The sequence below is a fragment of the Pseudaquabacterium pictum genome, assembly GCF_005403045.1.
Lineage (GTDB): Bacteria > Pseudomonadota > Gammaproteobacteria > Burkholderiales > Burkholderiaceae_C > Pseudaquabacterium > Pseudaquabacterium pictum.
Genome location: NZ_BJCL01000001.1, coordinates 661,099 through 686,507, shown reverse-complemented (window position 1 = coordinate 686,507; position 25,409 = coordinate 661,099). Strand labels below are relative to the sequence as shown.

Annotated in this window: 19 protein-coding genes and 3 tRNA genes; 16 read left to right on the top strand and 6 right to left on the bottom strand. The window is 67.7% G+C overall.

The genetic code is table 11. From position 1 onward, the window contains the following. Positions 1-25 precede the first annotated feature (25 nt). Entirely contained in the window at positions 26-484 is a 459-nt protein-coding gene (locus FFT10_RS03120) for a DUF3619 family protein (protein ID WP_306446319.1), read from the bottom strand. Then, positions 481-1,047, bottom strand: a complete 567-nt coding sequence (locus tag FFT10_RS03115; RefSeq protein WP_137731284.1) for an RNA polymerase sigma factor — start codon at positions 1,045-1,047, stop codon at positions 481-483. Before FFT10_RS03115 ends, FFT10_RS03120 begins: the two co-directional genes overlap by 4 nt. 273 nt (positions 1,048-1,320) lie before the next feature. On the opposite strand from FFT10_RS03115, the gene FFT10_RS03110 reads away from it, so the two are divergent. The 7 genes from FFT10_RS03110 to pbpG all read left to right on the top strand — a co-directional run bounded on the left by FFT10_RS03110 (position 1,321) and on the right by pbpG (position 10,410). After that, positions 1,321-3,102, top strand: a complete 1,782-nt coding sequence (locus FFT10_RS03110) for an acetolactate synthase 3 catalytic subunit (RefSeq protein WP_137731283.1) — start codon at positions 1,321-1,323, stop codon at positions 3,100-3,102. Positions 3,103-3,279: 177 nt separating this feature from the next. Then, the gene (ilvN, locus tag FFT10_RS03105) at positions 3,280-3,771 is read left to right on the top strand and encodes an acetolactate synthase small subunit (protein WP_137731282.1); all 492 of its coding nucleotides are present in this window, start codon (positions 3,280-3,282) and stop codon (positions 3,769-3,771) included. A gap of 50 nt (positions 3,772-3,821) precedes the next feature. Then, the gene (gene ilvC, locus FFT10_RS03100) at positions 3,822-4,838 is read left to right on the top strand and encodes a ketol-acid reductoisomerase (protein ID WP_137731281.1); all 1,017 of its coding nucleotides are present in this window, start codon (positions 3,822-3,824) and stop codon (positions 4,836-4,838) included. A 66-nt stretch (positions 4,839-4,904) separates the two neighbouring features. Then, positions 4,905-5,738, top strand: a complete 834-nt coding sequence (gene pssA / locus FFT10_RS03095) for a CDP-diacylglycerol--serine O-phosphatidyltransferase (RefSeq protein ID WP_174246068.1) — start codon at positions 4,905-4,907, stop codon at positions 5,736-5,738. A 207-nt stretch (positions 5,739-5,945) separates the two neighbouring features. Beyond that, a complete protein-coding gene (gene leuA / locus FFT10_RS03090; protein WP_137731490.1) occupies positions 5,946-7,661 on the top strand; it encodes a 2-isopropylmalate synthase in 1,716 nt (571 codons plus the stop codon). A gap of 34 nt (positions 7,662-7,695) precedes the next feature. Continuing rightward, positions 7,696-9,237, top strand: a complete 1,542-nt coding sequence (locus tag FFT10_RS03085) for a 2-isopropylmalate synthase (protein ID WP_137731280.1) — start codon at positions 7,696-7,698, stop codon at positions 9,235-9,237. Positions 9,238-9,345: 108 nt separating this feature from the next. After that, on the top strand, positions 9,346-10,410 hold the full coding sequence (gene pbpG / locus FFT10_RS03080) for a D-alanyl-D-alanine endopeptidase (protein ID WP_137731279.1): 1,065 nt from the start codon (positions 9,346-9,348) through the stop codon (positions 10,408-10,410). A 20-nt stretch (positions 10,411-10,430) separates the two neighbouring features. Here the strand turns inward: pbpG and FFT10_RS03075 are convergent, their stop codons facing one another. The 4 genes from FFT10_RS03075 to hpnC all read right to left on the bottom strand — a co-directional run bounded on the left by FFT10_RS03075 (position 10,431) and on the right by hpnC (position 14,287). After that, positions 10,431-11,204 (bottom strand): IclR family transcriptional regulator, encoded by a 774-nt coding sequence (locus FFT10_RS03075; protein ID WP_137731278.1) that lies wholly within the window; start codon positions 11,202-11,204, stop codon positions 10,431-10,433. Positions 11,205-11,277: 73 nt separating this feature from the next. Further along, complete coding sequence (gene hpnE / locus FFT10_RS03070; RefSeq protein WP_228026923.1) at positions 11,278-12,609, bottom strand: hydroxysqualene dehydroxylase HpnE; 1,332 nt, start codon at positions 12,607-12,609, stop codon at positions 11,278-11,280. Further along, positions 12,573-13,427 (bottom strand): presqualene diphosphate synthase HpnD, encoded by an 855-nt coding sequence (hpnD, locus tag FFT10_RS03065; RefSeq protein WP_137731277.1) that lies wholly within the window; start codon positions 13,425-13,427, stop codon positions 12,573-12,575. The genes hpnE and hpnD overlap by 37 nt, the downstream gene beginning before the upstream one ends. 5 nt (positions 13,428-13,432) lie before the next feature. Beyond that, positions 13,433-14,287, bottom strand: a complete 855-nt coding sequence (gene hpnC / locus FFT10_RS03060; protein ID WP_228026922.1) for a squalene synthase HpnC — start codon at positions 14,285-14,287, stop codon at positions 13,433-13,435. A 218-nt stretch (positions 14,288-14,505) separates the two neighbouring features. On the opposite strand from hpnC, the gene FFT10_RS03055 reads away from it, so the two are divergent. From FFT10_RS03055 to FFT10_RS03015, 9 genes are all read left to right on the top strand, one after another. Continuing rightward, positions 14,506-15,603 carry an efflux RND transporter periplasmic adaptor subunit gene (locus tag FFT10_RS03055; RefSeq protein WP_306446316.1) on the top strand — a complete coding sequence of 366 codons (1,098 nt, stop codon included), beginning with the start codon at positions 14,506-14,508 and terminating at the stop codon, positions 15,601-15,603. A gap of 8 nt (positions 15,604-15,611) precedes the next feature. Further along, positions 15,612-18,764 (top strand): efflux RND transporter permease subunit, encoded by a 3,153-nt coding sequence (locus tag FFT10_RS03050; protein ID WP_137731274.1) that lies wholly within the window; start codon positions 15,612-15,614, stop codon positions 18,762-18,764. A 73-nt stretch (positions 18,765-18,837) separates the two neighbouring features. Then, positions 18,838-18,924, top strand: a tRNA-Leu gene (locus FFT10_RS03045). Positions 18,925-18,950: 26 nt separating this feature from the next. Further along, positions 18,951-20,258 (top strand): trigger factor, encoded by a 1,308-nt coding sequence (gene tig, locus FFT10_RS03040; RefSeq protein ID WP_137731273.1) that lies wholly within the window; start codon positions 18,951-18,953, stop codon positions 20,256-20,258. 147 nt (positions 20,259-20,405) lie between these two features. Continuing rightward, positions 20,406-21,014, top strand: coding sequence for an ATP-dependent Clp endopeptidase proteolytic subunit ClpP (clpP, locus tag FFT10_RS03035; protein WP_137731272.1), 609 nt, complete (start codon positions 20,406-20,408; stop codon positions 21,012-21,014). 92 nt (positions 21,015-21,106) lie between these two features. Then, positions 21,107-22,378, top strand: coding sequence for an ATP-dependent Clp protease ATP-binding subunit ClpX (gene clpX / locus FFT10_RS03030; protein ID WP_137731271.1), 1,272 nt, complete (start codon positions 21,107-21,109; stop codon positions 22,376-22,378). A 116-nt stretch (positions 22,379-22,494) separates the two neighbouring features. Further along, on the top strand, positions 22,495-24,924 hold the full coding sequence (gene lon / locus FFT10_RS03025) for an endopeptidase La (protein WP_137731270.1): 2,430 nt from the start codon (positions 22,495-22,497) through the stop codon (positions 24,922-24,924). Between the two features lie 116 nt (positions 24,925-25,040). Then, a tRNA-Gly gene (locus FFT10_RS03020) sits at positions 25,041-25,116 on the top strand. Between the two features lie 58 nt (positions 25,117-25,174). After that, positions 25,175-25,248 (top strand) — tRNA-Cys (locus FFT10_RS03015). Positions 25,249-25,409: the final 161 nt, after the last annotated feature.

The following is a 25,409-nucleotide window of genomic DNA, read 5'->3' as shown; positions in this document are numbered from 1 at the left end:
TGCAGACACAGCCGGCGCGCCGTCCTCACGGGGCCTCGCCGCTGCGCAGGAACTCACTGAAGCCCGGGTCACCATAGGCGGCTGGTGGCAGGTCATCGGCCAGCAGGGCGCTGTCGATCTCGGCGGCCACCTCGATCTGCTGCAGGTCATGGTGGTGCTGGATGAACACCAGCCCGGCCACCAGCACCACCAGCGGCAATGCCGACACCAGGCGCAGCCACAGCGACGGCGGGCTGCCCAGGGCGGCAGCGCGGCCGGAGCCAGATGCGACCACCACCGGCGCGGTGGCCAGCACGGCCACGGCGCGACGCGAGGCCAGGGCACGCTCGCGGCTGAAGCGCAGCCGTTCGGTGATGTCATGTGGCAGCGCCTGCGCGCCGCCGTTGAGGTGGGCGGTCAGGCGCAGCGCGAACTGGCCTTCCAGGCCTTCCAGCCTTGGCGGGTGGCCGAGGGACGGTGATGGGGTGGTGGTCAACGGGTTCACGGCACGATTCCCTTGCTTCGCAGCGCCTTGGCCAAGGCATGGACCGCCCGGGAGCAATGTGTCTTGACACTGCCTTCCGAACAACCCATGACAGCAGCCGTCTCGGCGGTGTCGAGCTCCTCCCAGTAACGCAGCAGGAACGCTTCCCGTTGACGTGCAGGCAACTCCTCGATCTGGCCCTCGATCAGAAGCAAGATCTGTGACCGGCTGACTGTTTCGGCGGCACTTTCGGCGCCGAGCATGCCGTCGGCGGATTCCAGGCTCTCGAGCAGATCGAAATCCTCGCTGCCGCCGTCGGTGTCGAAGTCCGACATGTTCTGCAGCACCGCATTGCGCACCTTCTGGCGGCGGAACCAGTCCATTGTGGCGTTGGACAGGATGCGCTGGAACAGCAGCGGAAGCTCCGCCGCCGGCCGATCGGCGTACTTCTCGGCGAGCCGGATCATCGCGTCCTGCACGATGTCGAGCGCTGCATCCTCGTCGCGCACCGCATAGACGGTGCGCTTGAAGGCGCGCTTCTCAACACTCTTGAGGCAGTCGGAGAGTTCTTTGTCGCTGGCCAAATGGGTCCCGGCGCCCAGGCTGGGCGGCGGCCGAAAACGGCCCGGATTATGTCACCGGGTCGACACGGTGCACCGTTGGGGCGCGGTGCGCCTCGATCTGATGCGATAATGCTGCTTCGCACAAAGCGTCACTGGTCTCAAGCAGGCTCACCGACCCCGGGAGCCTTCGTTTTTTGATCGCGCAATCATTGCGCAGGTGCCACATCCGCCTCACGAGGGCGCGAAGAGGCACACCGATGGTTTTTCGTCAGAGAAATTCACAGAGGTTCCCCAATGGACATGTCTGCCGCGGAAGTCAAGCGCGCCTCGACGGCGCCGCCGCAAACCCCCCCCTCCCATCCGCCTGAGCTCAACGGCTCGGAAATCATGGTCCGCTGCCTGCAGGCAGAGGGCGTCAAGTTCATGTGGGGCTACCCCGGTGGGGCGGTTCTCTACATCTACGACGCGCTCTACAAGCAGCAGACGATCGAGCATGTGCTGGTGCGCCATGAGCAGGCGGCCGTGCACGCCGCCGACGGCTATGCCCGCGCCACCGGCGAGGTGGGCGTGGCCCTGGTCACCAGTGGCCCGGGCGTGACGAATGCCATCACCGGCATCGCCACCGCCTACATGGATTCGATCCCGATGGTGATCGTCACCGGCCAGGTGCCGACGCCGGCCATCGGCCTGGACGCCTTCCAGGAATGCGACACCGTGGGCATCACCCGCCCCATCGTCAAGCACAACTTCCTGGTGAAGGACGTGCGCGACCTGGCGCTGACGATGAAGAAGGCCTTCCACATCGCCCGCACCGGCCGGCCCGGCCCGGTGGTGGTCGATATCCCGAAGGACGTCTCCCTCAAGACCTGTCCCTTTGTCTACCCCGACAAGGTGGAGATGCGGTCGTACAACCCGGTCAAGAAGGGCCACGGCGGGCAGATCCGCAAGGCCATGCAGCTGCTGCTGACCGCCAAGCGCCCCTACATCTATGCCGGCGGCGGCGTGATCCTGGGCAATGCCGCGGCCGAGCTGCGCGAACTGGCCGACATGCTCGGCTACCCCTGCACCAACACCCTGATGGGCCTGGGCGCCACCTCGGCAGCCGACCCCAAGTTCCTGGGCATGCTGGGCATGCACGGCACCTACGAAGCCAACATGACGATGCAGCACTGCGATGTGCTGATCGCCGTGGGTGCGCGCTTCGACGACCGGGTGATCGGCAACCCCAAGCACTTCGCCTCGGTCGAGCGCAAGATCATCCACATCGACATCGATCCGTCGTCGATCAGCAAGCGCGTCAAGGTCGACATCCCCATCGTGGGCGACACCAAGGATGTGCTGCAGGAGATGATCGCCTTCGTCAAGGAAAGCCCCCTGCGCGCCGATGTGCACGCGCTGTCGGCCTGGTGGAGCCAGATCAACGAATGGCGCAAGCGTGAATGCCTGGCCTACAAGACCAGCGACGACGTCATCAAGCCGCAGTTCGTGGTGCAGACGCTGAGCGAGCTGACCAAGGACATCGACACCTACATCACCAGCGATGTGGGTCAGCACCAGATGTGGGCGGCGCAGTTCTACCGCTTCCACGAGCCGCGCCGCTGGATCAACAGCGGGGGCCTGGGCACCATGGGCGTGGGCCTGCCCTATGCCATGGGCATCAAGTTGGCCAAGCCCGACAGCGAGGTGTTCTGCATCACCGGCGAAGGCTCGATCCAGATGTGCATCCAGGAGCTGTCGACCTGCCTGCAGTACCGCACGCCGGTGAAGATCGTCGCGCTGAACAACCGCTACCTGGGCATGGTGCGGCAGTGGCAGCAGCTGGACTACGGCGGCCGCTACTCCCACAGCTACATGGACGCGCTGCCTGATTTCGTGAAGCTGGCCGAGGCCTACGGCCACGTCGGCATCAAGATCGAGAAGCCGTCCGAGGTGGAGCCGGCTCTGAAGGAGATGATCCGCCTGAAGGACCGCACCGTCTTCCTGGACGTGCGCACCGATCCCACCGAGAACGTCTGGCCGATGGTGCAGGCGGGCAAGGGCATCACCGAGATGCTGCTGGGGTCCGAGGACCTGTGACCGGCTGAAGCGCACCCGGGCGCTGGCGGTCACCACCGCCGGCGCAGTGGGTGGGCGACAGGCCGGCCACGACCCGGAGCACCCACCGGACCGACCGAATCCCAACCTCTGATGGGCGTGGCCAAGGGCCGGCGATCACCGTCGCCGGTCTGAAGAACCACCGCCCGAAGGACCGACATGAAACACATCATTGCCGTGCTGCTCGAGAACGAGCCCGGCGCCTTGTCCCGCGTGGTGGCCCTGTTCAGCGCCCGCGGCTACAACATCGAGAGCCTGACGGTGGCCCCCACCGAAGACCCCAGCCTCTCGCGCATGACCATCGTCACCACCGGGTCAGACGAGGTCATCGAGCAGATCACCAAGCACCTGAACCGCCTGATCGAGGTGGTGAAGGTGGTCGACCTGACCGAAGGCAGCTACACCGAGCGTGAGCTGATGCTCATCAAGGTGCGCGCCGTCGGCAAGGAGCGCGAGGAGATGAAGCGCATGGCCGACATCTTCCGCGGCCGCATCATCGATGTGACCGAAAAGAGCTACACGCTGGAGCTCACCGGCGACGCCGGCAAGCTCGATGCCTTCATCGAGGGCATCGACCGCACGGCGATCCTGGAGACAGTGCGCACCGGCGCCAGCGGCATCGGCCGCGGCGAACGGATCCTGCGCGTCTGAGCTCTGCACCACCCCACCGCACAACGACCACCCCAACACTGGAGAACCCCATGAAGGTCTATTACGACAAGGACGCCGATCTGAGCCTGATCAAGGGCAAGAACGTCACCATCATCGGCTACGGCTCGCAGGGCCATGCCCACGCCCAGAACCTGAACGACAGCGGCGTGAAGATCACCGTCGGCCTGCGCAAGGGCGGCGCCAGCTGGGTCAAGGCCGAGAAGGCCGGCCTGAAGGTGGCCGAGATCGCCGACGCGGTGAAGACCGCCGACGTGGTGATGATCCTGCTGCCCGACGAGCAGATCGCCTCGGTCTACAACGCCGACGTGGCCCCCAACATCAAGCCCGGCGCGTCGCTGGCCTTTGCCCACGGCTTCAATGTGCACTACGGCCAGGTCGTGCCGCGTGAGGACATCGATGTGTGGATGGTGGCGCCCAAGGCCCCCGGCCACACCGTGCGCAACACCTACAGCCAGGGTGGCGGCGTGCCGCACCTGATCGCCGTGCATGCCGACAAGACCGGCAAGGCGCGTGACCTGGCCCTGAGCTATGCCGCGGCCAACGGCGGCGGCAAGGCCGGCATCATCGAGACCAACTTCCGCGAGGAGACCGAGACCGACCTGTTCGGCGAGCAGGCCGTGCTGTGCGGCGGCACCGTCGAGCTGATCAAGGCTGGCTTCGAGACGCTGGTGGAAGCCGGCTACGCGCCCGAGATGGCCTACTTCGAGTGCCTGCACGAGCTGAAGCTGATCGTCGACCTGATCTATGAAGGCGGCATCGCCAACATGAACTACTCGATCAGCAACAACGCCGAGTACGGCGAGTACGTCACCGGCCCGAAGATCGTCACCGACGCCACCAAGGCGGCGATGAAGCAGGCGCTCAAGGACATCCAGACCGGCGAGTACGCCAAGAGCTTCATCCTGGAGAACAAGGCCAACGCGCCCACGCTGCTGAGCCGCCGCCGCCTGACCGAAGAGCACCAGATCGAGGTCGTGGGCGAGCAGCTGCGCGCCATGATGCCCTGGATCAAGGCCAACAAGCTGGTCGACAAGAGCCGCAACTGATCTGTTGCCCCGCTGACGGAAGCCGCCCTCGGGCGGCTTTTGTCGTCTGCGCTATCCTCGCCGCCGATGACTGACCTGCGATCCACCGACCCGGCCGACGCCGACGAGCCCGCGGCACCCGTGCCGCCGCGGCGCAAGGGCATCTACGCGCTGCCCAATGCGATCACCCTGTCGGCGCTGTTCGCCAGCTTCTACGCCATCGTGATGGCGATGAACGGCCGCTTCGAGACGGCCTGCATCGCGATCTTCGCTGCGGCCGTGCTCGACAGCCTGGACGGCCGGGTGGCGCGCATGACCAACACCCAGAGCGCCTTCGGCGAGCAGATGGACAGCCTGGCCGACATGGTGAGCTTCGGTGCCGCGCCAGCGCTCATCGTCTACCAGTGGGCCCTGCAGGACCTGGGCAAGCTGGGCTGGATCCCGGCCTTTGTCTACATCGCCGGCGCCGCGCTGCGGCTGGCCCGCTTCAACGTCAACATCGGCGTGGTCGACAAGCGCTTCTTCCAGGGCCTGCCCAGCCCGGCGGCTGCGGCGCTGGTGATGGGGCTGATCTGGGTGGTCGACGACGCTGGCATCAAGAATGTTGGCCGCATCGACTGGGCAGCCTGGTCGGCGTTCGGCGTCACGCTGTATGCCGGCCTGTCGATGGTGACGAACGCGCCGTTCTACAGCTTCAAGGTGTTCGGCGGTCGGCGCACCGTGCCCTTCGTGGTGCTGGTGGCCATCATGCTGGTGATCGCCGTGGTGGCGCTGGACCCGCCGCGGGTGCTGTTCGTGCTGTTCTGTGCCTATGGCATGTCGGGTTACCTGGTCTATGCCTGGCGCAAGTTCAAGGGCAAGCCGGTCAGCGTGATCGCCACCAGCACCGACGAACCCGACGAGATCGGCCTTCACCGCTGAGCCGCTGTGCTACATTCGAACGCATGTCGATCCTGACCCAGACCCTGCTACTAGGCGTGCCGCCGGCGCGCTAGGTTCCTTCGTCTTCACGTTTTCAGGATCCACGGCCCGCCAGCGTCTCGCAGCGGGCCGTTTCTGTTTCTGGAACCCACTCCCTGCTGCGGCGCACCCCCACCGCCCGCTTCACCCACGGAGAGTTCCATGCCCATGTTGCCCGACCCCGCCGCCAAGTACCGTGCCTTCGCCCCGGTGCGCCTGTCCGACCGCACCTGGCCCGATGCGGTGATCACCCGCCCACCGGTGTGGTGCAGCGTCGATCTGCGCGACGGCAACCAGGCGCTGATCGAGCCGATGGACCCGGCGCGCAAGCTGCGCATGTTCCAGATGCTGGTGCAGATCGGCTTCAAGGAGATCGAGGTCGGCTTCCCGTCGGCCTCGCAGGCCGACTTCGACTTCGTGCGCCTGCTGATCGACCAGCGGCTGATCCCCGACGACGTGACCATCCAGGTGCTGACCCAGGCGCGGGACCACCTGATCAGCCGCACCTTCGAGGCCCTGGTGGGTGTGCCGCGCGCCATCGTGCACCTGTACAACGCCACCGCGCCGGTGATGCGCCAGGTGGTGCTGGGGCAGGACGAAGACGGCATCGTCGACCTGGCCACCACCCATGCCCGCATGGTGCGGGATCTGGCTGCGCAGCAGCCGGGCACGCAGTGGACGCTGCAGTATTCGCCCGAGATGTTCTCGGGCACCGAGCTGCCGTTTGCCAAGCGGGTGGTCGATGCCGTCACCGCGGTGTGGCAGCCGACCCCCACGCACAAGTGCATCATCAACCTGCCGTCGACGGTGGAGCACAGCACGCCCAACATCTTTGCCGACATGGTGGAGTGGATGCACCGCCACCTGGAACGGCGCGACAGCATCGTGCTGTCCATCCATCCGCACAACGACCGCGGCACCGGCACCGCCGCGGCCGAGCTGGCCATCATGGCCGGCGGCGACCGCATCGAAGGCTGCCTGTTCGGCAACGGCGAGCGCACCGGCAATGTCGACGTGGTGAACCTGGCGCTGAACCTCTACACCCAGGGCGTGCATCCGGGCCTGGACTTCAGCGACATCGATGCGGTGCGCCGCACGGTGGAGCACTGCAACCAGCTGCCGGTGCACCCGCGCCATCCGTATGTGGGCGACCTGGTCTACACCTCGTTCTCCGGCTCGCACCAGGATGCGATCAAGAAGGCCTTCGCCGCCCGGCGCGAGGGTGATGTGTGGGACATGCCCTACCTGCCGATCGACCCCAAGGACCTGGGTCGCAGCTACGACGCGGTGATCCGCGTCAACAGCCAGTCGGGCAAGGGCGGCATCAGCTACCTGCTGGAGGCCGACCACGGGCTGGAGCTGCCGCGCCGGCTGCAGATCGAGTTCTCGTCGCAGGTGCAGGCGGTGATGGATGTGCAAGGCAAGGAACTGACCTCGGCCGACATCTGGGGCCTGCTGCGCGAGGCCTACCACCTGGGCGATGGTGACGTGGTCATCAGCGACCAGCACATCGACGAGCAGCCCGACGGCCGCGTGCGGCTGGCGCTGCAGTTGCGCGCCGCCGGCCAGCACCTGGCGCTGCGCGGCGAGGGCAACGGGCCGGTGGATGCGTTCGTCGATGCGCTGCAGCGCGCCAGCGGCGTGGCGATCGAGGTGCTGGACTACCACGAGCATGCGATCGGCAAGGGCCCCGGCACCGGCGCCAGCGCCCGCGCGGCGGCCTATCTGGAGCTGCGCATCGCCGATACTCGCACGCTGTTCGGCGTGGGGATCGACGGCAACATCGTCACCGCGTCGATGAAGGCGGTCGTCTCGGGCCTGCTGCGCAGCGGCGCCTGGACCAGCCAGCCCGAACAGCCGCGTACCCAGGCCGCCACTGCCTGAGCCGCCACGCCCACCAGACACCGAGGAGCACGCCATGGCCGACCAACTGATCATCTTCGACACCACGCTGCGCGACGGCGAGCAGTCCCCGGGCGCGTCGATGACGCGCGACGAGAAGCTGCGCATTGCCCGCCAGCTGGAGCGGCTGAAGGTCGATGTGATCGAAGCGGGTTTCGCGGCGTCGAGCAATGGCGACTTCGAGTGCGTGAAGGCGATCGCCAACACCATCAAGGACTCCACCGTCTGCTCGCTGGCACGCGCCAACGACCGCGACATCGCCCGCGCCGCCGAGGCGCTGGTGGGCGCCAAGCGCTCGCGCATCCACACCTTCATCGCCACCAGTGCGCTGCACATGGAGAAGAAGCTGCGCATGTCGCCCGACCAGGTGTTCGAGCAGGCCAAGCTGTCGGTGCGCTTTGCCCGCAACCTGTGCGCCGACATCGAGTTCAGCCCCGAAGACGGCTACCGCTCGGACCCCGACTTCCTCTGCCGTGTGCTGGAGGCGGTGATCAACGAAGGTGCCACCACGCTGAACATCCCCGACACCGTGGGCTATGCCGTGCCCGAGCTGTATGGCGAGTTCATCCGCAGCCTGCGCGAGCGTGTGCCCAACAGCGACAAGGCGATCTGGAGCGTGCACTGCCACAACGACCTGGGCATGGCGGTGGCCAACTCGCTGGCGGGCGTGAAGATCGGCGGCGCGCGGCAGGTGGAATGCACCATCAACGGCCTGGGTGAGCGTGCCGGCAACTGCTCGCTGGAAGAGATCGTGATGGCGGTGAAGACCCGGCGCGACTACTTCGGGCTGGACGTCAACATCGACGCCACCCAGATCGTGCCGGCCTCGCGCATGGTGAGCCAGACCACCGGCTTCGTGGTGCAGCCGAACAAGGCGGTGGTGGGCGCCAACGCCTTTGCCCATGCCAGCGGCATCCACCAGGACGGCGTGCTGAAGGCCCGCGACACCTACGAGATCATGCGCGCCGAGGATGTGGGCTGGGCGGCCAACAAGATCGTGCTGGGCAAGCTGAGCGGCCGCAATGCCTTCAAGGCGCGCCTTCAGGAACTGGGCATCGAGATGGAGAGCGAGGCCGACATCAACACGGCGTTCGCCCGCTTCAAGGACCTGGCCGACCGCAAGTCGGAGATCTTCGACGAGGACATCATCGCCCTGGCCAGTGACGAGAGCGTGACGCGCGAGCAGGAGCACTACCGCCTGGTCAGCCTGCGCCAGCATTCCGAGACCGGCGAGCGGCCGCAGGCGTCGGTGGTGTTCGCCGCCGGTGGCGTGGAGCACAGCGCCGAGAGCGATGGCAACGGCCCGGTCGACGCCAGCCTGAAGGCGATCGAATCCCAGGTCGGAAGTGGCGCCGAACTGGTGCTTTATTCGGTCAATGCCATCACCAGCGGCAGCACAGAATCCCAGGGCGAAGTGACCGTGCGGCTGCAGCATGGTGGCCGGGTGGTCAACGGCGTGGGCGCCGATCCGGACATCGTGGTGGCGTCAGCCAAGGCCTATCTGGCAGCCCTGAACAAGCTGCATTCGAAGGCGGAACGGGTCGCAGCGCAGGGCTGAGTGGATTCACTTTACAAAACGCACGCAAGTTTTTGATCTTGCGTGTGTTTTTGGGGTGGCCTACACTTGAGAAGTGGTTTTTTCCCCAATTTGCCTGCCTGGAATCCCATGAAACTGACCCTGCCGATGCTGCTGCTGGCCCTGTGTGCGGCCCTGACGATCGGCACACCCGCTGAAGCCCGGCAGGACAGCCAGCGCACCAGCGCGTCCAAGGCCAGCAAAACCGGCAAGGCAGCCAAGGCCAACCCGGCCCGCAGGCCGACCACCGCCTCCAAGGCCCGCGCTCCGCAACGCAGCGTGGCCGTGCGGTCTGCGCAGACCCGCCGCGTGGCGCTGCAGCCGGTCGAGCCGGCCCGCCCCAGCGTCGGCCAGGTGCTGGGCCTACATGGCAGCAGCGACCCGCTCGACCTGAAGTCCAGCGTGGCCCTGGTCGTCGACCAGGACACCAATGAAGTGCTGTTCAGCAAGAATCCCGGCGCGGTGCTCCCGATCGCATCGATCACCAAGCTGATGACCGCGCTGGTGGTGGCCGAGTCCAAGGTCTCGCTCGACGACGTGCTGACGATCTCCCAGGACGACATCGACACCGAGAAGGGCAGCCGTTCGCGCCTGGCGGTGGGCACCCAGCTCACCCGCGGCGAGATGATGCACCTGGCGCTGATGTCGTCGGAGAACCGCGCTGCCAACGCCCTGGGCCGCCACCACCCGGGCGGCCTGCCGGCCTTTGTCGACGCGATGAACCGCAAGGCGGTGGCCCTGGGCATGCGCGACACCCACTACGTGGAGCCCACCGGCCTGTCGAGCAAGAACCAGTCGAGCGCGCAGGATCTGGCGGTGCTGGTGCGTGCTGCCCACCAGGTGCCGCTGCTGCGTGAGTTGTCCACCTCGCAAGAGGCGCAGGTCGCGGTGGGCCACCGCGTCATGCAGTTCCGCAACACCAATGGCCTGATCAGCAACCCGCAGTGGGACATCGGCCTGCAGAAGACCGGCTACATCGTGGAGGCTGGTCGCTGCCTGGTGATGCAGGCGCAGCTGGCCGGCCGCAAGCTGATCATGGTGCTGCTCGATTCCTCGGGCAAGTATTCGCGCATGGGTGATGCCGAGCGCATCCGCAAGTGGCTGGGCACGGCCCAGATGCCCGTGGCCACGCCGGTGGCGGCGCGCCTGGGCTGAAGTGCAGGGGCCCGCGCCGCTCAGCCGGCGTGGTGGCCCAGGGCCTGGGAGATCTGCGCCGCGGTGGCGCGCACCCGGTCGGCCCAGGATTCCTCCAGCCGGTCGGCCGGCGCCGACACCGACAGCCCGGCCACCAGCCGGCCCTGGTCGTCGTAGATGCCGGCGGCCATGCAGCGCACGCCCAGTTCCAGTTCTTCGTCGTCGCGCGCGAGTGTGTTCTGGCGCACCTGCGCCAGTTCGCGCTCCAGCCGGCTGATCTCGGTGATGCTGTTGCGGGTGTGGCCCGACAGCCCGGTGCGTGCGGCATAGGCCCGCACCCGCTGCGGGTCTTCATGGGCCAGGAACAGCTTGCCCACCGAGGTGAGGTGCAGCGGCGCCCGGCCGCCCACCGCCCGCACCACCTGCATGCCGGAGCGTTCGCTGTAGGTGCGCTCGATGTACACGATCTCGTCGCCCTGGCGCACCGACAGGTTCACCGGCTGGTGGGTGAGCTTGTGCAGCTCGCGCATCGGGCCGATGGCGGCATCACGCACATCCAGCCGGGCCTTCACCAGGTTGCCCAGTTCCAGCAGGCGCATGCCCAGGCGGTAGCTGCCGGCCTCGGGCCGGTCGACGAAGCGGCCGATCGCCAGGTCATTGAGGATGCGGTGGGCGGTGGACGGGTGCAGGCCGGTGCGCTCGCTCAGCACCTTCAGCGACACCGGGTCCTGGTGCGCCGCCAGCGCGTCAAGCAGCGAAAACATGCGCTCGATGACCTGGATGGCGGGCGTCTGGCCTTCTTTGGTGGGGGTCATGGGCGGTCCTCGGGTGGCACCCTATTTTGCATGGCGAAACCGCACCGTGCATCGTGGACACGAGATCCGGCGCTCAGTTTGGCGTCATGCAGGCGTCAGCAGCCGCGATGCCGCTGCGCACCGCGCCTTCCAGCGTGGCGGGGTAAGGGCCGTCCACATGGTCGCCAGCCGCCATGATGGCGGGCGCGATCCGCATGGCCGGCCGGTCCAGCGCCGGCGTGCAGGCGAAGGTGGCGCGGCGCTCCGCTGCGGTGTGCAGCAGCACCTGTGCATCCGCCCCGCGGAAGTGACCGGGAAAGGCCTGCCGCGCCTGCGCCAGCATCGCCTGACCGCAGGCGGCCTGCCCATCGGCCAGCCAGGGCGCGGCGCTGCTGGCAACAAACGCCCAGATGCCCTGCATGGCCGGATCCCGGTGCAGCCGTCCCAGGTCGAAGGCGAACTGCGCAGGCGCCAGCGGGCCGGGTGGCAGTGCCACCATCGGCTCGCGGGCGGTCAACGTGGTGTCGCGCAGCCAGGCGGTGGCGATGGGCTCGTAGCGCAGACCCGCGGCGCAGCGGGCCCAGGCCGGGTTGACCGCGGCAGCCAGACGCGCCGCCTCGGTGGCGCTGCAAGCCAGCACCATGGCATCGAAGCGGTCGCCATCGACCTGCCAGCCGGCGCCCACTGCCTGCACGCTGGCCACCCGCCGGCCGGTGTGCAGCGCGGCGCCGCGCCCGGCCAGCCACTGCCAGGCCGGATCGGGCAGCAGCGCCGACAGCGGCGCCCGTGGCAGCAGCAGGTCGGCGCTGCCGCGGCCGCTGAACAAGGCATCGCGCAGCACCCGCAGGAACACGGCCGCGCTGGCCTCGGCCATGGGCGTGTTCAGCGCAGCAACGCACAGCGGGTCGATCAGCTCGGCCAGCACCACCGGCGGCAGGTGGCCGCACAGCCGCTGCACCGTCCAGTCGGCCGGGCAGCGGAAACGACGCGCCAGCCAGCCACCGGCAGCGCTCAGAAGGGCCAGCCGGCTGGCCAGCGGCCAGGGGCTTGCGCCCAGCACCGCCCGGGTGAAGGCCGGCAGGGGCGGCCCGGGTGGCAGCCGCAGGCCGCGGCCGGCGGGGTCGACCAGGGCCAGCGGCTGGCGCAGCAGCAGGGCGTCGGGGTCGGCGCCGACCTGGCGCATCAGCCCCAGCGTGGCGCTGTAGGCGCCGATCAGGATGTGCTGGCCGTTGTCGAAGCCCTGGGCGGCGCCGTCGGCCTGCCTCGCCCGGCCACCAGGCCGGCGCGCCATCTCGAACACGCTGACCTGCGCGCCGCGCTGCACCAGCTGCACCGCCGCCGCCAGCCCGGCCCAGCCGGCGCCGACCACGGCCACGCGGCGCGGCGCCGTCACCGCCCGCGCCAGTGGGTCATCAGCGCGATCCACAGCTTGCGGATCGGCGTGAGCGAGGTGCGCTGGTGCAGCACCTGGAAGTTGTCGGCCTCGATCTCGCGCAGCAGGCTGCGGTAGATGTTGGCCATCATCAGGCCGGGCTTCTGCGCCTGGCGGTCGGCCTCGGGCAGGAGGGCCAGGGCCTCGTCATAGGTGGCGTGGGCGCGCTCGGCCTGGAAGCGCATTAGCGCGGTGAAGCGCTCGCTGTAGCCCCAGGGCCGTTCGCGCTTGAGCAGCTCATGGGCCTTCACGTCGAAGCGCTGCAGCTCGCTCACCGGCAGGTAGATGCGGCCACGGCGCGCATCGTCGCCGACGTCGCGGATGATGTTGGTCAGCTGCAGCGCCCGGCCCAGGCGGTGGGCGTACTGCAGGGTCTGCGGGTCGGTGTGGCCGAAGATGCGCGCGGCCACCTCGCCCACGATGCCGGCCACCAGGTGGCAGTAGCGCTGCAGGCCGGGGTAGTCGAGGTAGCGGGTCTGCTCCAGGTCCATGCGGCAGCCTTCGATCACTGCCAGCAGGTGCTCGGCGGTGATGCCGTAGACCGGCGCATGCGGCATCAGCGCCTGGGTGACCGGATGGGTGGCGCCGCCGGCGAAGGCGCGGCCCACTTCCTGCTGCCACCAGGCCAGCTTGGTGGCGGCCACGCCGGCGTCGCGCATCTCGTCAACCACGTCGTCCACCTCGCGGCAGAAGGCGTAGAAGGCAGTGATCGCGGCGCGCCGCGGCGGCGGCAGGAACAGGAAGGCGTAGTAGAACGAGCTGCCGCTGCCGGCGGCCTTCTCCTGCACGTACTGCTGGGGCGTGGTCGTCATCCGCGTCAGCCCAGGTGGAAGCCGGGCGTGGGCCGGGCAGGGCGCATGCGCACGGCGCGCCACAGCAGCACAGGCAGGTCGGCGGGGCCCAGCGTGGGCCGCTGGCGCAGGGTGCGGTATTGCATCGCACTGATTCTCTCAAGGATGCGCAGCCCGCCCTGCACCACCAGCCGCAGTTCCCAGCCCAGGCGGCCGGGCACCTGGCAGGCCAGCGGCGCGCCGGCGGTCATCAGGTCGCCGGCCCAGTGGCACAGCGCGCGCAGCAGGGCCTGGCTGGCAGGGCTGTCGCCCTGCCGGGCCAGAGCGTCCAATGTCAGGCCGTGCTGGCGGGCATCGGCCTCGGGCACGTAGTGGCGGCCACGGGGCAGGTCCACGCTCGGGTCCTGCCAGAAGTTGATCAGCTGCAGCGCGCTGCAGATCGCATCGGACTGGGCCAGCGCCTGGGCGCCGTGCACGCCGGCCATGTGCAGCATCAGCCGGCCCACCGGGTTGGCCGAGCGGCGGCAGTAGTCCAGCAACTGGTCGCGGTCGGCGTAGCGCGGGTTGTGGGTGTCCTGGGTGAAGGCGTCGAGCAGGTCGTCCAGCAACTGCAGTGGCAGCTGGTGGCGGCGGATGGCCTGGTCCAGCGGGCCGAACACCTGCGCCCAGGGGCCGGTGGGCGGCCGGCCTGCGGCAGCATCCTGCAGCGCCTGACGGTATTGCTGCAACTGCTGGCGGCGGGCATCGGGTGGCGCGTCGCCTTCGTCGGCGATGTCGTCGGCCGTGCGGGCGAAGTGGTAAAGCGCGGTGACGCCGGCACGCATGGCCGGTGGGCACAGCAGCGAGGCGACGGGGAAATTCTCGTAGTGGTCGACGGGCACGGCGCGGATTGTCGGGGCTGCGCGGACAGCACCGGTCGGACCGCCGCCGATGGGCCTCGGGCGGGCCGCGACCATGGTTTGACAGCCGCCGGCGGGACTTCTATATTACTGACCAGTCAGTCATTAGCCTGGCTGCAGACAGCCTGCCGTCCACGGCACGCCCCCGCTCCATCCACCGGTCCGTGCCCATGCGCCTTGTCCTGCTGCCCCTGGTTTCCGTGTTGTTGCTGACTGCCTGCAGCAAGCCCGAACCGGCGCCCGAGCCCATCCGCGCGGTGCGCACCCTCACCGTGCAGGCTGGCAGCGCCAACCTGCTGCACGAGTACCCGGCCGAGGTGCGGGCCCGGGCCGAGAGCCGGCCGTCGTTCCGCGTCGGTGGCAAGCTGGTCAAGCGCATGGTGAACGTGGGCGACGTGGTCAAGGCCGGCCAGGCGCTGGCCGAGATCGACCCGGGCGACCTGCGCCTGGGCCAGGATGCCGCGCGCGCATCGTTGAACGCCGCCCAGGCCCAGCTGGCCTTCGCCGAATCAGAGTTCAAGCGCTATGTCACGCTGCGCGAGCAGGGCTTCATCAGCGGTGTCGAGCTGGAGCGGCGCGAGGCCGCCTTGAAAGCCACCCGCAGCCAGGCCGAACAGGCCATCGCCCAGGCGCGGCTGCAGACCAACCAGGCCGGCTATGCAGTGCTGACGGCCGAGGTGCCCGGCATCGTGGTGGCCGTTGATGCCGAACCCGGCACGGTGCTGAGCGCCGGCGCGCCGGTGTTGCGCCTGGCGCACGATGGCCCCCGCGATGCCGTCTTCAGCGTCCCGGAGGACCGCGCCGCCGACATGCGCGCCGCGCTGGGCAAGCCCGGTGCGCTGCAGCTCAAGCCCTGGGGCGCCACCGCCACCCAGCCGGCCGCCGTGCGCGAGGTGGCCGCCGCCGCCGACCCGGTGACCCGCACCTTCCTCGTCCGCGCCGACATCGGCCGCACCGACCTGCGCCTGGGCCAGACCGCCACCGTGCTGGTGGCCATGCCGCCGGTGCCCGGGGTGGTCAAGCTGCCGATGACCGCGGTCTTCGAGCAGGGTGGCAAGACCAGCGTCTGGCTGGTCGACCGCAGCGCGATGACGGTCAAGCCCCAGCCCATCGCCGTGGCCGGTGCCGACGGCAACCTGGTGGTGGTGGCCGGCGGCCTGCAGCCCGGCCAGGCGGTGGTGACCGCCGGCGTGCACACGCTGACCCCCGGCCAGAAGGTGCGCTGGTATGCCGAGCCGGGCGCCGCACCCGCGCCTGCAGCATCGGCCGCCACGACCGCCCCCGCCGCGTCGCGCTGAGCCCGGCCATGCACAGCACGCCGACCCCGGGCAGCCAGCCCTCCGGTTTCAACATCTCGCGCTGGGCGCTGGAGCACCCGGCCCTGACCCGCTACCTGATGGTGGTGATGATGGTGCTGGGCTTCGCGGCCTACTTCCAGCTGGGCCAGGACGAGGACCCGCCGTTCACCTTCCGGGTGATGGTGGTGCAGGCCTTCTGGCCGGGCGCCACCGCCCAGCAGATGGCCGAGCAGGTGACCGACAAGATCGAGCGCACGCTGCAGGAGGTGCCCAACAGCGACGTGATCCGCAGCTACACCAAGCCCGGCGAATCGCTGACCTTGCTGGAGCTGAAGGACAGCACCCCGCCCAAGGACGTGACCGGCACCTGGTACCAGGTGCGCAAGAAGATCGGCGACATGCGCAGCACGCTGCCGCAGGGCGTCATCGGGCCGGTCTTCAACGACGACTTCGGCGATGTCTACGGCAGCATCTTCGCGCTGTCGGCCGACGGTTTCAGCGACGAGGAACTGCGCGTCTTCGCCGAGCAGGTGCGCACCCAGCTGCTGCGGGTGCGCGATGTGGCCAAGGTGGAGGTGTTCGGCGCCCAGGCGGAGAAGATCTTCGTCGAGATCTCGCAGAAGCGGCTGGCGGCGCTGGGCCTGGACATGAACCAGGTGATCGCCCAGCTGGCGGCGCAGAACACGGTGGAGGGCGCCGGACTGCTGGACGCCGGCACGCAGAACTTCCAGGTGCGGGTGGAGGGGGCGTTGCGCTCGGTGGACGACCTCAAGCGCTTCTCGATCCGCGCCATCAACCCCGCCACCGGCCAGGCCAGCACGCTGCGCCTGGGCGACATCGCCGACATCCGCCGCGGCACCATCGACCCGCCGGCGGTGAAGGTGCGCCACCAGGGCAAGCCGGTGATCGCGCTGGGCGTGTCGATGGCCAAGGGTGGCGACATCGTCGACCTGGGCAAGGCATTGCAGGTGCGGGTGGCGCAACTGCGCGCCGACCTGCCCGCCGGCATCACGCTGGAGCAGGTGCAGGACCAGCCGGCCGCCGTCACCCGATCGGTCAATGAGTTCGTCAAGGTGCTGATCGAGGCGGTGGTGGTGGTGCTGGCCGTCAGCTTCCTGAGCCTGGGCCTGCACACCCGGCCGCTGCGCATCGACATCTGGCCCGGCCTGGTGGTGGGCATCACCATTCCGCTGGTGCTGGCCATCACCTTCATCACCATGTTCTATTGGGGCGTGGGCCTGCACAAGATCAGCCTGGGCAGCCTGATCATCGCCCTGGGCCTGCTGGTGGACGACGCCATCATTGCGGTGGAGATGATGGTGCGCAAGCTGGAGGAGGGCTGGGACAAGAAGGCCGCCGCCACCTACGCCTACGAGGTGACCAGCATGCCGATGCTGACCGGCACGTTGATCACCGCGGCCGGCTTCCTGCCCATCGGCATGGCCAAGTCGGTGACGGGTGAATACACCTTCGCCATCTTCGCCGTCACCTCGGCGGCGCTGGTCATCAGCTGGGTGGTGTCAGTGTACTTCGTGCCCTACCTGGGCGCCTGGCTGCTTCACACCCGCAAGCAGACCACCGGCACGCCGCACGAGCTGTTCGACACGCCGTTCTACGAACGCTTCCGCCAGCTGGTGGGTGCCTGCGTGCGCCACCGCTGGATCACGCTGGCGCTGACGCTGGCGCTGTTCGGCGGCGGCATCTTTGCGCTGGGCAAGGTGCAGCAGCAGTTCTTCCCCGATTCCAGCCGGCCCGAGATCCTGGTCGACCTGTGGCTGCCCGAGGGCAGCACCCAGCGCGAGACCGAGGCGCTGGCCCGCCGCTTCGAGGCCAGGATGATGAAGGAGCCTGACCTGCAGAGCGTCACCTTCTGGATCGGCGCCGGCGTGCCGCGCTTCTACCTGCCGCTCAACCAGATCTTTCCGCAGAGCAACGCCAGCCAGGCCATCCTGCTGCCCAAGGACCTGGCCGCGCGCGAGCGCATCCGCCAGAAGCTGCCGGCGCTGCTGGCCGAAGAGTTTTCGGAAGCCCGCGCCCGGGTGAAGGTGCTGCCCAACGGCCCGCCGGTGGACTATCCGGTGATGTTCCGCGTGCTGGGCGACGATGGTGCCGTGGTGCGCCAGTACGGCGACCAGGTCAAGGCCATCCTGGCCGGCCACCCGGCGATGCGCGGCGTCAACGACAACTGGAACGAGCAGATCAAGACCCTGCGGCTGCAGATCGACCAGGACAAGGCCCGTGCGCTGGGCGTCAGCAGCCAGTCCATCGCCCAGGGCTCGCGCGGCGGCCTGAGCGGCACCACCGTGGGCCAGTACCGCGAGGGCGACAAGCTCATCGACATCGTGCTGCGCCAGCCGCTGGACGAGCGCAACGTGCTCACCGACATCGGCAATGCCTTCGTGCCCACCAGCACCGGCCGCAGCATCCCGCTGACGCAGATCGCCAAGATCGACCTGGCCTGGGAGCCGGGCGTGCTGTGGCGCGAGGGACGGCAGTACGCCATCACCGTGCAGGGCGACGTGATCGACGGCGTGCAAGGCCCCACCGTCACCCAGGCAATCTGGCCGCAGCTGCAGGCGCTGAAGGCGAGCATGCCGCCAGGCTACGACATCCGCATCGCCGGCGCGCAGGAGCAGAGCAGCAAGGGCACCGGCAGCATCGTCGCCGGCATGCCGATCATGCTGTTCATCATCTTCACCCTGCTGATGCTGCAGCTGCACAGCTTCTCGCGGGCGATGCTGGTGTTCCTGACCGGGCCGCTGGGCATTGCCGGCGTGGCGGCGGCGCTGCTGCTGTTCAACCGGCCGTTCGGCTTCGTGGCGCTGCTGGGCGTGATCGCGCTGATGGGCATGATCATGCGCAACTCGGTGATCCTGATCGACCAGATCGAGCAGAACCGCGCCCACGGCCTGCCGGCCTGGGACGCGATCGTCGAGGCCACGGTCGGCCGCTTCCGGCCCATCGTGCTGACGGCCGCCGCCGCGGTGCTGGCGATGATCCCGCTCACCCGCAGCGTGTTCTGGGGCCCGATGGCGGTGGCCATCATGGGCGGGCTGATCGTGGCCACCGCGCTGACGCTGCTGGCCCTGCCGGCGATGTATGCGGCATGGTTCCGCGTGCGGCGGGAAGACCCGGCCGACCCGGCAGTGGCAGCGGGCTAGAATCGCCGGTTTTCCGGCGTGTCCGGCGGGCCTGCACCCGGTCGTGCGGGCCTGCTGCCCTCAGAGATTTCCCGCGCGGGTGGCGAAATCGGTAGACGCACCAGGTTTAGGTCCTGACGCCTTCACGGGCGTGCCGGTTCGAGTCCGGCCCCGCGCACCAGCCCCAACCTTTCCAGCGAGTCCCCCATGGCTGTCACCGTCGAAACCCTTGAAAAGCTCGAGCGCCGCATCACGCTGCTGATCCCGGCCAATGACCTCAACGCCGAGATCGAGACCCGGCTGAAGAAGCTGTCCCGCACCGTCAAGGCCGACGGCTTCCGCCCCGGCAAGGTGCCGATGAGCGTGGTGGCCCAGCGCTACGGCTACTCGGTGCAGAGCGAGGTGATGAACGACAAGATCGGCCAGGCCTTCGCCAGCGCCGCCAACGAAGCCCAGCTGCGCGTGGCCGGCGTGCCGCGCGTCACCCCCAAGGAAGGCGCGCCCGAGGGCCAGCTGGCCTTCGACGCCACTTTCGAGGTCTACCCCGAGGTGACCCTGGGTGACCTGACCACCGTGGAAGTCGAGCGCTTCAGCAGCGAGGTGACCGAGGCCGCGATCGACCGCACCGTCGACATCCTGCGCAAGCAGCGCCGCACCTTTGCCCAGCGCCCGGCCGCCGAAGGCGCCGCCGAAACCGACCGCGTCACCATCGACTTCGAGGGCAAGATCGACGGCGAGACCTTCTCCGGCGGCAAGGCCGACGCCTTCCAGTTCATCATCGGCGAAGGCCAGATGCTGGAGCAGTTCGACAAGGCCGTGCGCGGCATGAAGGTGGGCGACAACAAGACCTTCCCGCTGCAGTTCCCCGAGGACTACCACGGCAAGGACGTGGCCGGCAAGGAAGCCGATTTCCTGGTCACGATGAAGAAGATCGAGGCCCAGAACCTGCCCGAGCTGACCGAAGCCTTCATCCAGAGCCTGGGCATTGCCGATGGCACGGTGGACGGCCTGCGTGCCGACGTGAAGAAGAACCTGGAGCGCGAGGTCAAGTTCCGCGTGCTGGGCCGCAACAAGGGCGCCGCGATGGACGCGCTGCTGAAGGTGGCCACGCTGGACGTGCCCAAGGCCCTGGTCGACAACGAGCTGGAGCGCCTGGTGGCCAATGCCCGTGACGACCTGAAGCAGCGCGGCATCAAGGACGCCGACAAGGCGCCGATCCCCAGCGAGCTGTTCCAGCCGCAGGCCGAGCGCCGCGTGCGCCTGGGCCTGGTGGTGGCCGAGCTGGTGCGTGCCAACAACCTGCAGGCCAAGCCCGAGCAGCTGCAGGCGCACATCGAAGAGATGAGCCAGAGCTACGAGAAGCCGGCCGACGTGATGCGCTGGTACCTGTCGGACCGCCAGCGCATGGCCGAGGTGGAAGCAGTGGTGATCGAGAACAACGTCACCGCCCATGTCTTGAGTCTGGTCAAGGTGGTCGACAAGGCCCTGCCTTTTGACGAGCTGATGACGGCCTGATCGCTGCAGAAGCCGCCCTGCAGAGGGCGGCGCTGCGGCCACCGGGGGCGCACGACTGACAGGTCGGCGCCCCTTTTTTCATCGCCTGCAAGCCCCTGTGCAGGGGGCCATAATCGGCGCAGTCAGTCAAATCATCCGAGGACAACCATGAGTGCATTGGAGACGCAAGCCCTGGGCATGGTGCCCATCGTCATCGAGCAATCGGGACGGGGCGAACGCGCCTACGACATCTACAGCCGCCTGCTGCGCGAACGCATCATCTTCCTGGTCGGCCCGGTCAATGACGCCACCGCCAACCTGGTGGTGGCCCAGATGCTGTTCCTGGAAAGCGAGAACCCCGACAAGGACATCTTCCTGTACATCAACAGCCCGGGCGGCAGCGTCAGCGCCGGCCTGTCGATCTACGACACGATGAACTTCATCAAGCCCGATGTCAGCACCCTGTGCATGGGCATGGCCGCCAGCATGGGCAGCTTCCTGCTGATGGCCGGCGCCAAGGGCAAGCGCATCTCGCTGCCCAACGCCAAGATCATGATCCACCAGCCGTCGGGTGGCGCGCAGGGCCAGGCCACCGACATCGAGATCACCGCCCGCGAGATCCTCAAGACCCGCGAGCAGCTCAACCGCATCTACGCCGACCGCACTGGCCAGAGCTTCGAGAAGATCGCCGCCGACATGGAGCGCGACTACTACATGTCGCCCGAAGAGGCCAAGACCTATGGCCTGATCGACCAGGTGATCGCCAAGCGCGGCTGATCACCCGCCTGCGGTGTCGCGAAAGCCACCGCGGGCGATTGCTCTATCATCGATGTCAATCCCCAACGCCTGAGCAAAGCACACCTCTACACATGGCCGACAAGAAGGGCGCCTCCGGCGAAAAAGTCCTGTACTGCAGCTTCTGCGGCAAGAGCCAGCATGAGGTGAAGAAGCTCATTGCCGGCCCGTCGGTCTTCATCTGCGACGAGTGCATCGAGCTGTGCAACGACATCATCCGTGACGAGGCCCCGGCCGAGCCAGGTGGTGCCAAGGCAGCCAAGTCCGATCTGCCAGCGCCGCTGGAGATCAAGACCACCCTCGACCAGTACGTGATCGGCCAGGATGCGGCCAAGCGCACGCTGTCGGTGGCCGTCTACAACCACTACAAGCGGCTGAAGTTCATCAGCGCCAATGCGGCCAAGGAAGAGGTGGAGCTCACCAAGAGCAACATCCTGCTGATCGGCCCCACCGGCAGCGGCAAGACCTTGCTGGCGCAGACCCTGGCCAAGCTGCTGAACGTGCCCTTCGTCATCGCCGATGCCACCACGCTGACCGAAGCCGGCTACGTGGGCGAGGATGTCGAGAACATCATCCAGAAGCTGCTGCAGAACTGCAACTACGACGTCGAGCGGGCCCAGCGCGGCATCGTGTACATCGACGAGATCGACAAGATCAGCCGCAAGGCCGACAACCCCAGCATCACCCGTGATGTCTCGGGTGAGGGCGTGCAGCAGGCCCTGCTGAAGCTGGTCGAAGGCACGATGGCCAGCGTGCCGCCGCAGGGCGGCCGCAAGCATCCGAACCAGGACTTCCTGCAGATCGACACGACCAACATCCTGTTCATCTGCGGCGGTGCCTTCGACGGCCTGGAGAAGGTGATCCAGAACCGCACCGAGAAGTCGGGCATCGGCTTCGGCGCCAGCGTGCACAGCAAGACCGAGAAGCGCGCGGCCGACCTGTTCCGCGAGGCCGAGCCTGAAGACCTGATCAAGTTCGGGTTGATCCCCGAGCTGGTGGGCCGCCTGCCGGTGGTGGCCACCCTGGGCGAGCTGACCGAGTCGGCCATGATCCAGATCCTCACCGAGCCGCGCAACGCACTGGTCAAGCAGTACCAGAAGCTGTTCGGCATGGACGGGGTGGAGCTGGAAGTGCGCCCCTCGGCCCTGTCTGCCATTGCCCGCAAGGCGCTCAAGCGCAAGACCGGTGCGCGCGGTCTGCGCTCCATCATGGAGAACGCCCTGATCGACACCATGTTCGACCTGCCGACGATGGACGGCGTGGCGAAGGTGGTGATCGACGAGCACATCGTCGAGGAGGGCGCCAAGCCCCTGCTCGTGTACCGCGAACAAAAGGCCAGCGCCTGAGCGCCGCTGTCGCCGTTGTGATCCAGGCCAGCGGGGTTGCCGGCCAGCGTGCCGCCCCCGTCCTTGCATTCGCCCGCTCAAACCCCATGTCGGTTTGAGAAAGAGAGGTTCCCCTCATGTCTGGACATCCCATTCTTCCGCCTGACCCCATCACCCTGCCGCTGCTGCCGCTGCGTGACGTGGTCGTGTTCCCGCACATGGTCATCCCGCTGTTCGTGGGCCGGCCCAAGTCCATCAAGGCGCTGGAAGCCGCGATGGAAGCCGGCCGCCAGATCATGCTGGTGGCCCAGAAGGCCGCCGGCAAGGACGAGCCGAAGCCCGAGGACATGTTCGAGATCGGCTGCGTCTCCAGCATCCTGCAGATGCTGAAGCTGCCCGACGGCACGGTGAAGGTGCTGGTCGAAGGCGTGCAGCGCGCCGAGACCCAGGCCATCCACGACACCGCCGAGCACTTCACCGCCGATGTGGTGCCGGTGCAGCCGGCCGGCGAGCCGTCGCCGGAAGTCGAGGCCCTGCGCCGCGCCGTGACGCAGCAGTTCGACCAGTACGTCAAGCTCAACAAGAAGATCCCGCCCGAGATCCTGACCAGCATCGCCGGCATCGACGATCCGGGCCGCCTGGCCGACACCATCGCCGCGCACTTGCCGCTGAAGCTGGAGGCCAAGCAGAGCGTGCTCGACCTGTTCGTCGTGGCCAAGCGGCTGGAGAAGCTGCTGGAGCTGCTGGAACATGAAGTCGACATCCTGCAGGTGGAAAAGCGCATCCGTGGCCGCGTCAAGCGCCAGATGGAGAAGAGCCAGCGCGAGTACTACCTGAACGAGCAGGTCAAGGCCATCCAGAAGGAACTGGGCGATGGCGAGGAGGGCGCCGATCTCGAGGAACTCGAGAAGAAGATCGAAGCCGCCAAGATGAGCAAGGAGGCCCGCAAGAAGGCCGACTCGGAGCTGAAGAAGCTCAAGCTCATGTCGCCCATGTCGGCCGAAGCCACCGTGGTGCGCAACTTCATCGACACGCTCATCGGCCTGCCCTGGGCCAAGAAGAGCAAGGTCAAGCACGACCTGCCGCTGGCCGAAGAGGTGCTGAACGAAGACCACTACGGCCTCGACAAGGTCAAGGAACGCATCCTCGAGTACCTCGCGGTGCAACAGCGTGTCGACAAGGTCAAGGCGCCGATCCTGTGCCTGGTCGGCCCCCCGGGCGTGGGCAAGACCTCGCTGGGCCAGAGCGTGGCGCGCGCCACGGGCCGCAAGTTCGTGCGCATGGCCCTGGGCGGCGTGCGTGACGAAGCCGAGATCCGCGGCCACCGCCGCACCTACATCGGCAGCATGCCGGGCAAAGTCCTGCAGAGCCTGACCAAGGTGGGCGTGCGCAACCCGCTGTTCCTGCTCGACGAGATCGACAAGTTGGGCATGGACTTCCGTGGCGATCCGAGTTCGGCGCTGCTGGAGGTGCTCGACCCCGAGCAGAACCACACCTTCAGCGACCACTATGTCGAGGTCGACTTCGACCTGTCGGACGTGATGTTCATCGCCACGTCCAACAGCATGAACATTCCGCCGGCGCTGCTCGACCGGATGGAAGTCATTCGCCTGTCGGGCTACACCGAGGACGAGAAGGTCTCGATCGCCCAGCGCTACCTGCTGCCCAAGCAGCGCAAGAACAATGGCGTGAAGGACGACGAGCTGGACGTCACCGAATCGGCCATCCGCGGCATCATCCGCTACTACACCCGCGAGGCCGGCGTGCGCTCGCTGGAGCGCGAGGTCTCGAAGATCTGCCGCAAGACCGTCAAGAGCATCCAGCTCAAGAAGGTCGACGGCAAGGTGGTGGTCAACGAGGACAACCTGAACGACTTCCTCGGTGTGCGCAAGTTCGACTACGGCCGCGCCGAGAAGAAGAACCAGGTCGGCCAGGTGGTTGGTCTGGCGTGGACAGAAGTCGGCGGCGACCTGCTCACCATCGAGGCGGCGGTGATGCCCGGCAAGGGCAACATCATCCGCACCGGCTCGCTGGGCGACGTGATGAAGGAGTCGGTGGAAGCCGCCCGTTCGGTCATCCGCAGCCGTTCACGCCGCCTGGGCGTGAAGGACGAGATGTTCGAGAAGCGCGACATCCACATCCACGTGCCCGACGGCGCCACGCCCAAGGACGGCCCCAGCGCCGGTGCGGCCATGGCCACCGCCTTCGTCTCGGCACTGACCAACATCCCGGTGCGCGCCGACGTGGCGATGACCGGCGAGATCACGCTGCGCGGCGAGATCACGGCGATCGGCGGCCTGAAGGAGAAACTGCTGGCGGCCCACCGCGGCGGCATCAAGACGGTGCTGATCCCGGAAGAGAACGTCAAGGACCTGCAGGACATTCCCGAGAACGTGAAGAACCACCTCGAGATCGTGCCGGTGCGCTGGATCGAGCGGGTGCTGGAGATCGCGCTGGAGTCCATGCCGCCCTCCCTGCCCGAGGACGAGCCGGTGCCGGCCAAGGTCGAGGCCGCCAAGCCCGACGTGGCGTCGGCCACCGGATCGTCGGACGCCCTGCCGCACTAAAAAGTTTTGCGAGGGGCTTGCCAGATCGCATCAAACGCCCCTAGAATGCTAGCTTCGCTGAACACGAAAACAAGTGCGCAGCGAAGCAGGCAAGAATCCAGGCAACTGGATGCCCTGCGGGAGTAGCTCAGTTGGTAGAGCGCAACCTTGCCAAGGTTGAGGTCGCGAGTTCGAGACTCGTCTCCCGCTCCAAATTCGAAACGGGAAGCCTAGGCTTCCCGTTTTTGTCAGAGAGCCCGGTTTCCGGCATGGCGCGATAGCAAAGCGGTTATGCAACGGATTGCAAATCCGTCTAGTCCGGTTCGACTCCGGATCGCGCCTCCAAGAAATCACTGCAACGACAAGCACTTAGACGCCCCGCACCCTCGGGGCGTTTTGCTTTCCGCCCCAGGAATCCGTCAGAATCTGTGGCATGCCACCCGCAGGAGGTGGCAATGCCACCCGCAGGCGGACCATGTTGGCCGTCCAGTCGAGTGGCATCTGCG

Excerpts from the sequence above, each read along its gene's own strand:
- FFT10_RS03110 (WP_137731283.1), top strand. The coding sequence starts at position 1,321 with ATGGACATGTCTGCCGCGGAAGTCAAGCGCGCCTCGACGGCGCCGCCG.
- ilvN (WP_137731282.1), top strand. The coding sequence starts at position 3,280 with ATGAAACACATCATTGCCGTGCTGCTCGAGAACGAGCCCGGCGCCTTG.
- ilvC (WP_137731281.1), top strand. The coding sequence starts at position 3,822 with ATGAAGGTCTATTACGACAAGGACGCCGATCTGAGCCTGATCAAGGGC.
- pssA (WP_174246068.1), top strand. The coding sequence starts at position 4,905 with ATGACTGACCTGCGATCCACCGACCCGGCCGACGCCGACGAGCCCGCG.
- leuA (WP_137731490.1), top strand. The coding sequence starts at position 5,946 with ATGTTGCCCGACCCCGCCGCCAAGTACCGTGCCTTCGCCCCGGTGCGC.
- FFT10_RS03085 (WP_137731280.1), top strand. The coding sequence starts at position 7,696 with ATGGCCGACCAACTGATCATCTTCGACACCACGCTGCGCGACGGCGAG.
- pbpG (WP_137731279.1), top strand. The coding sequence starts at position 9,346 with ATGAAACTGACCCTGCCGATGCTGCTGCTGGCCCTGTGTGCGGCCCTG.
- FFT10_RS03075 (WP_137731278.1), bottom strand. The coding sequence starts at position 11,204 with ATGACCCCCACCAAAGAAGGCCAGACGCCCGCCATCCAGGTCATCGAG.
- hpnD (WP_137731277.1), bottom strand. The coding sequence starts at position 13,427 with ATGACGACCACGCCCCAGCAGTACGTGCAGGAGAAGGCCGCCGGCAGC.
- FFT10_RS03050 (WP_137731274.1), top strand. The coding sequence starts at position 15,612 with ATGCACAGCACGCCGACCCCGGGCAGCCAGCCCTCCGGTTTCAACATC.
- tig (WP_137731273.1), top strand. The coding sequence starts at position 18,951 with ATGGCTGTCACCGTCGAAACCCTTGAAAAGCTCGAGCGCCGCATCACG.
- clpP (WP_137731272.1), top strand. The coding sequence starts at position 20,406 with ATGAGTGCATTGGAGACGCAAGCCCTGGGCATGGTGCCCATCGTCATC.
- clpX (WP_137731271.1), top strand. The coding sequence starts at position 21,107 with ATGGCCGACAAGAAGGGCGCCTCCGGCGAAAAAGTCCTGTACTGCAGC.
- lon (WP_137731270.1), top strand. The coding sequence starts at position 22,495 with ATGTCTGGACATCCCATTCTTCCGCCTGACCCCATCACCCTGCCGCTG.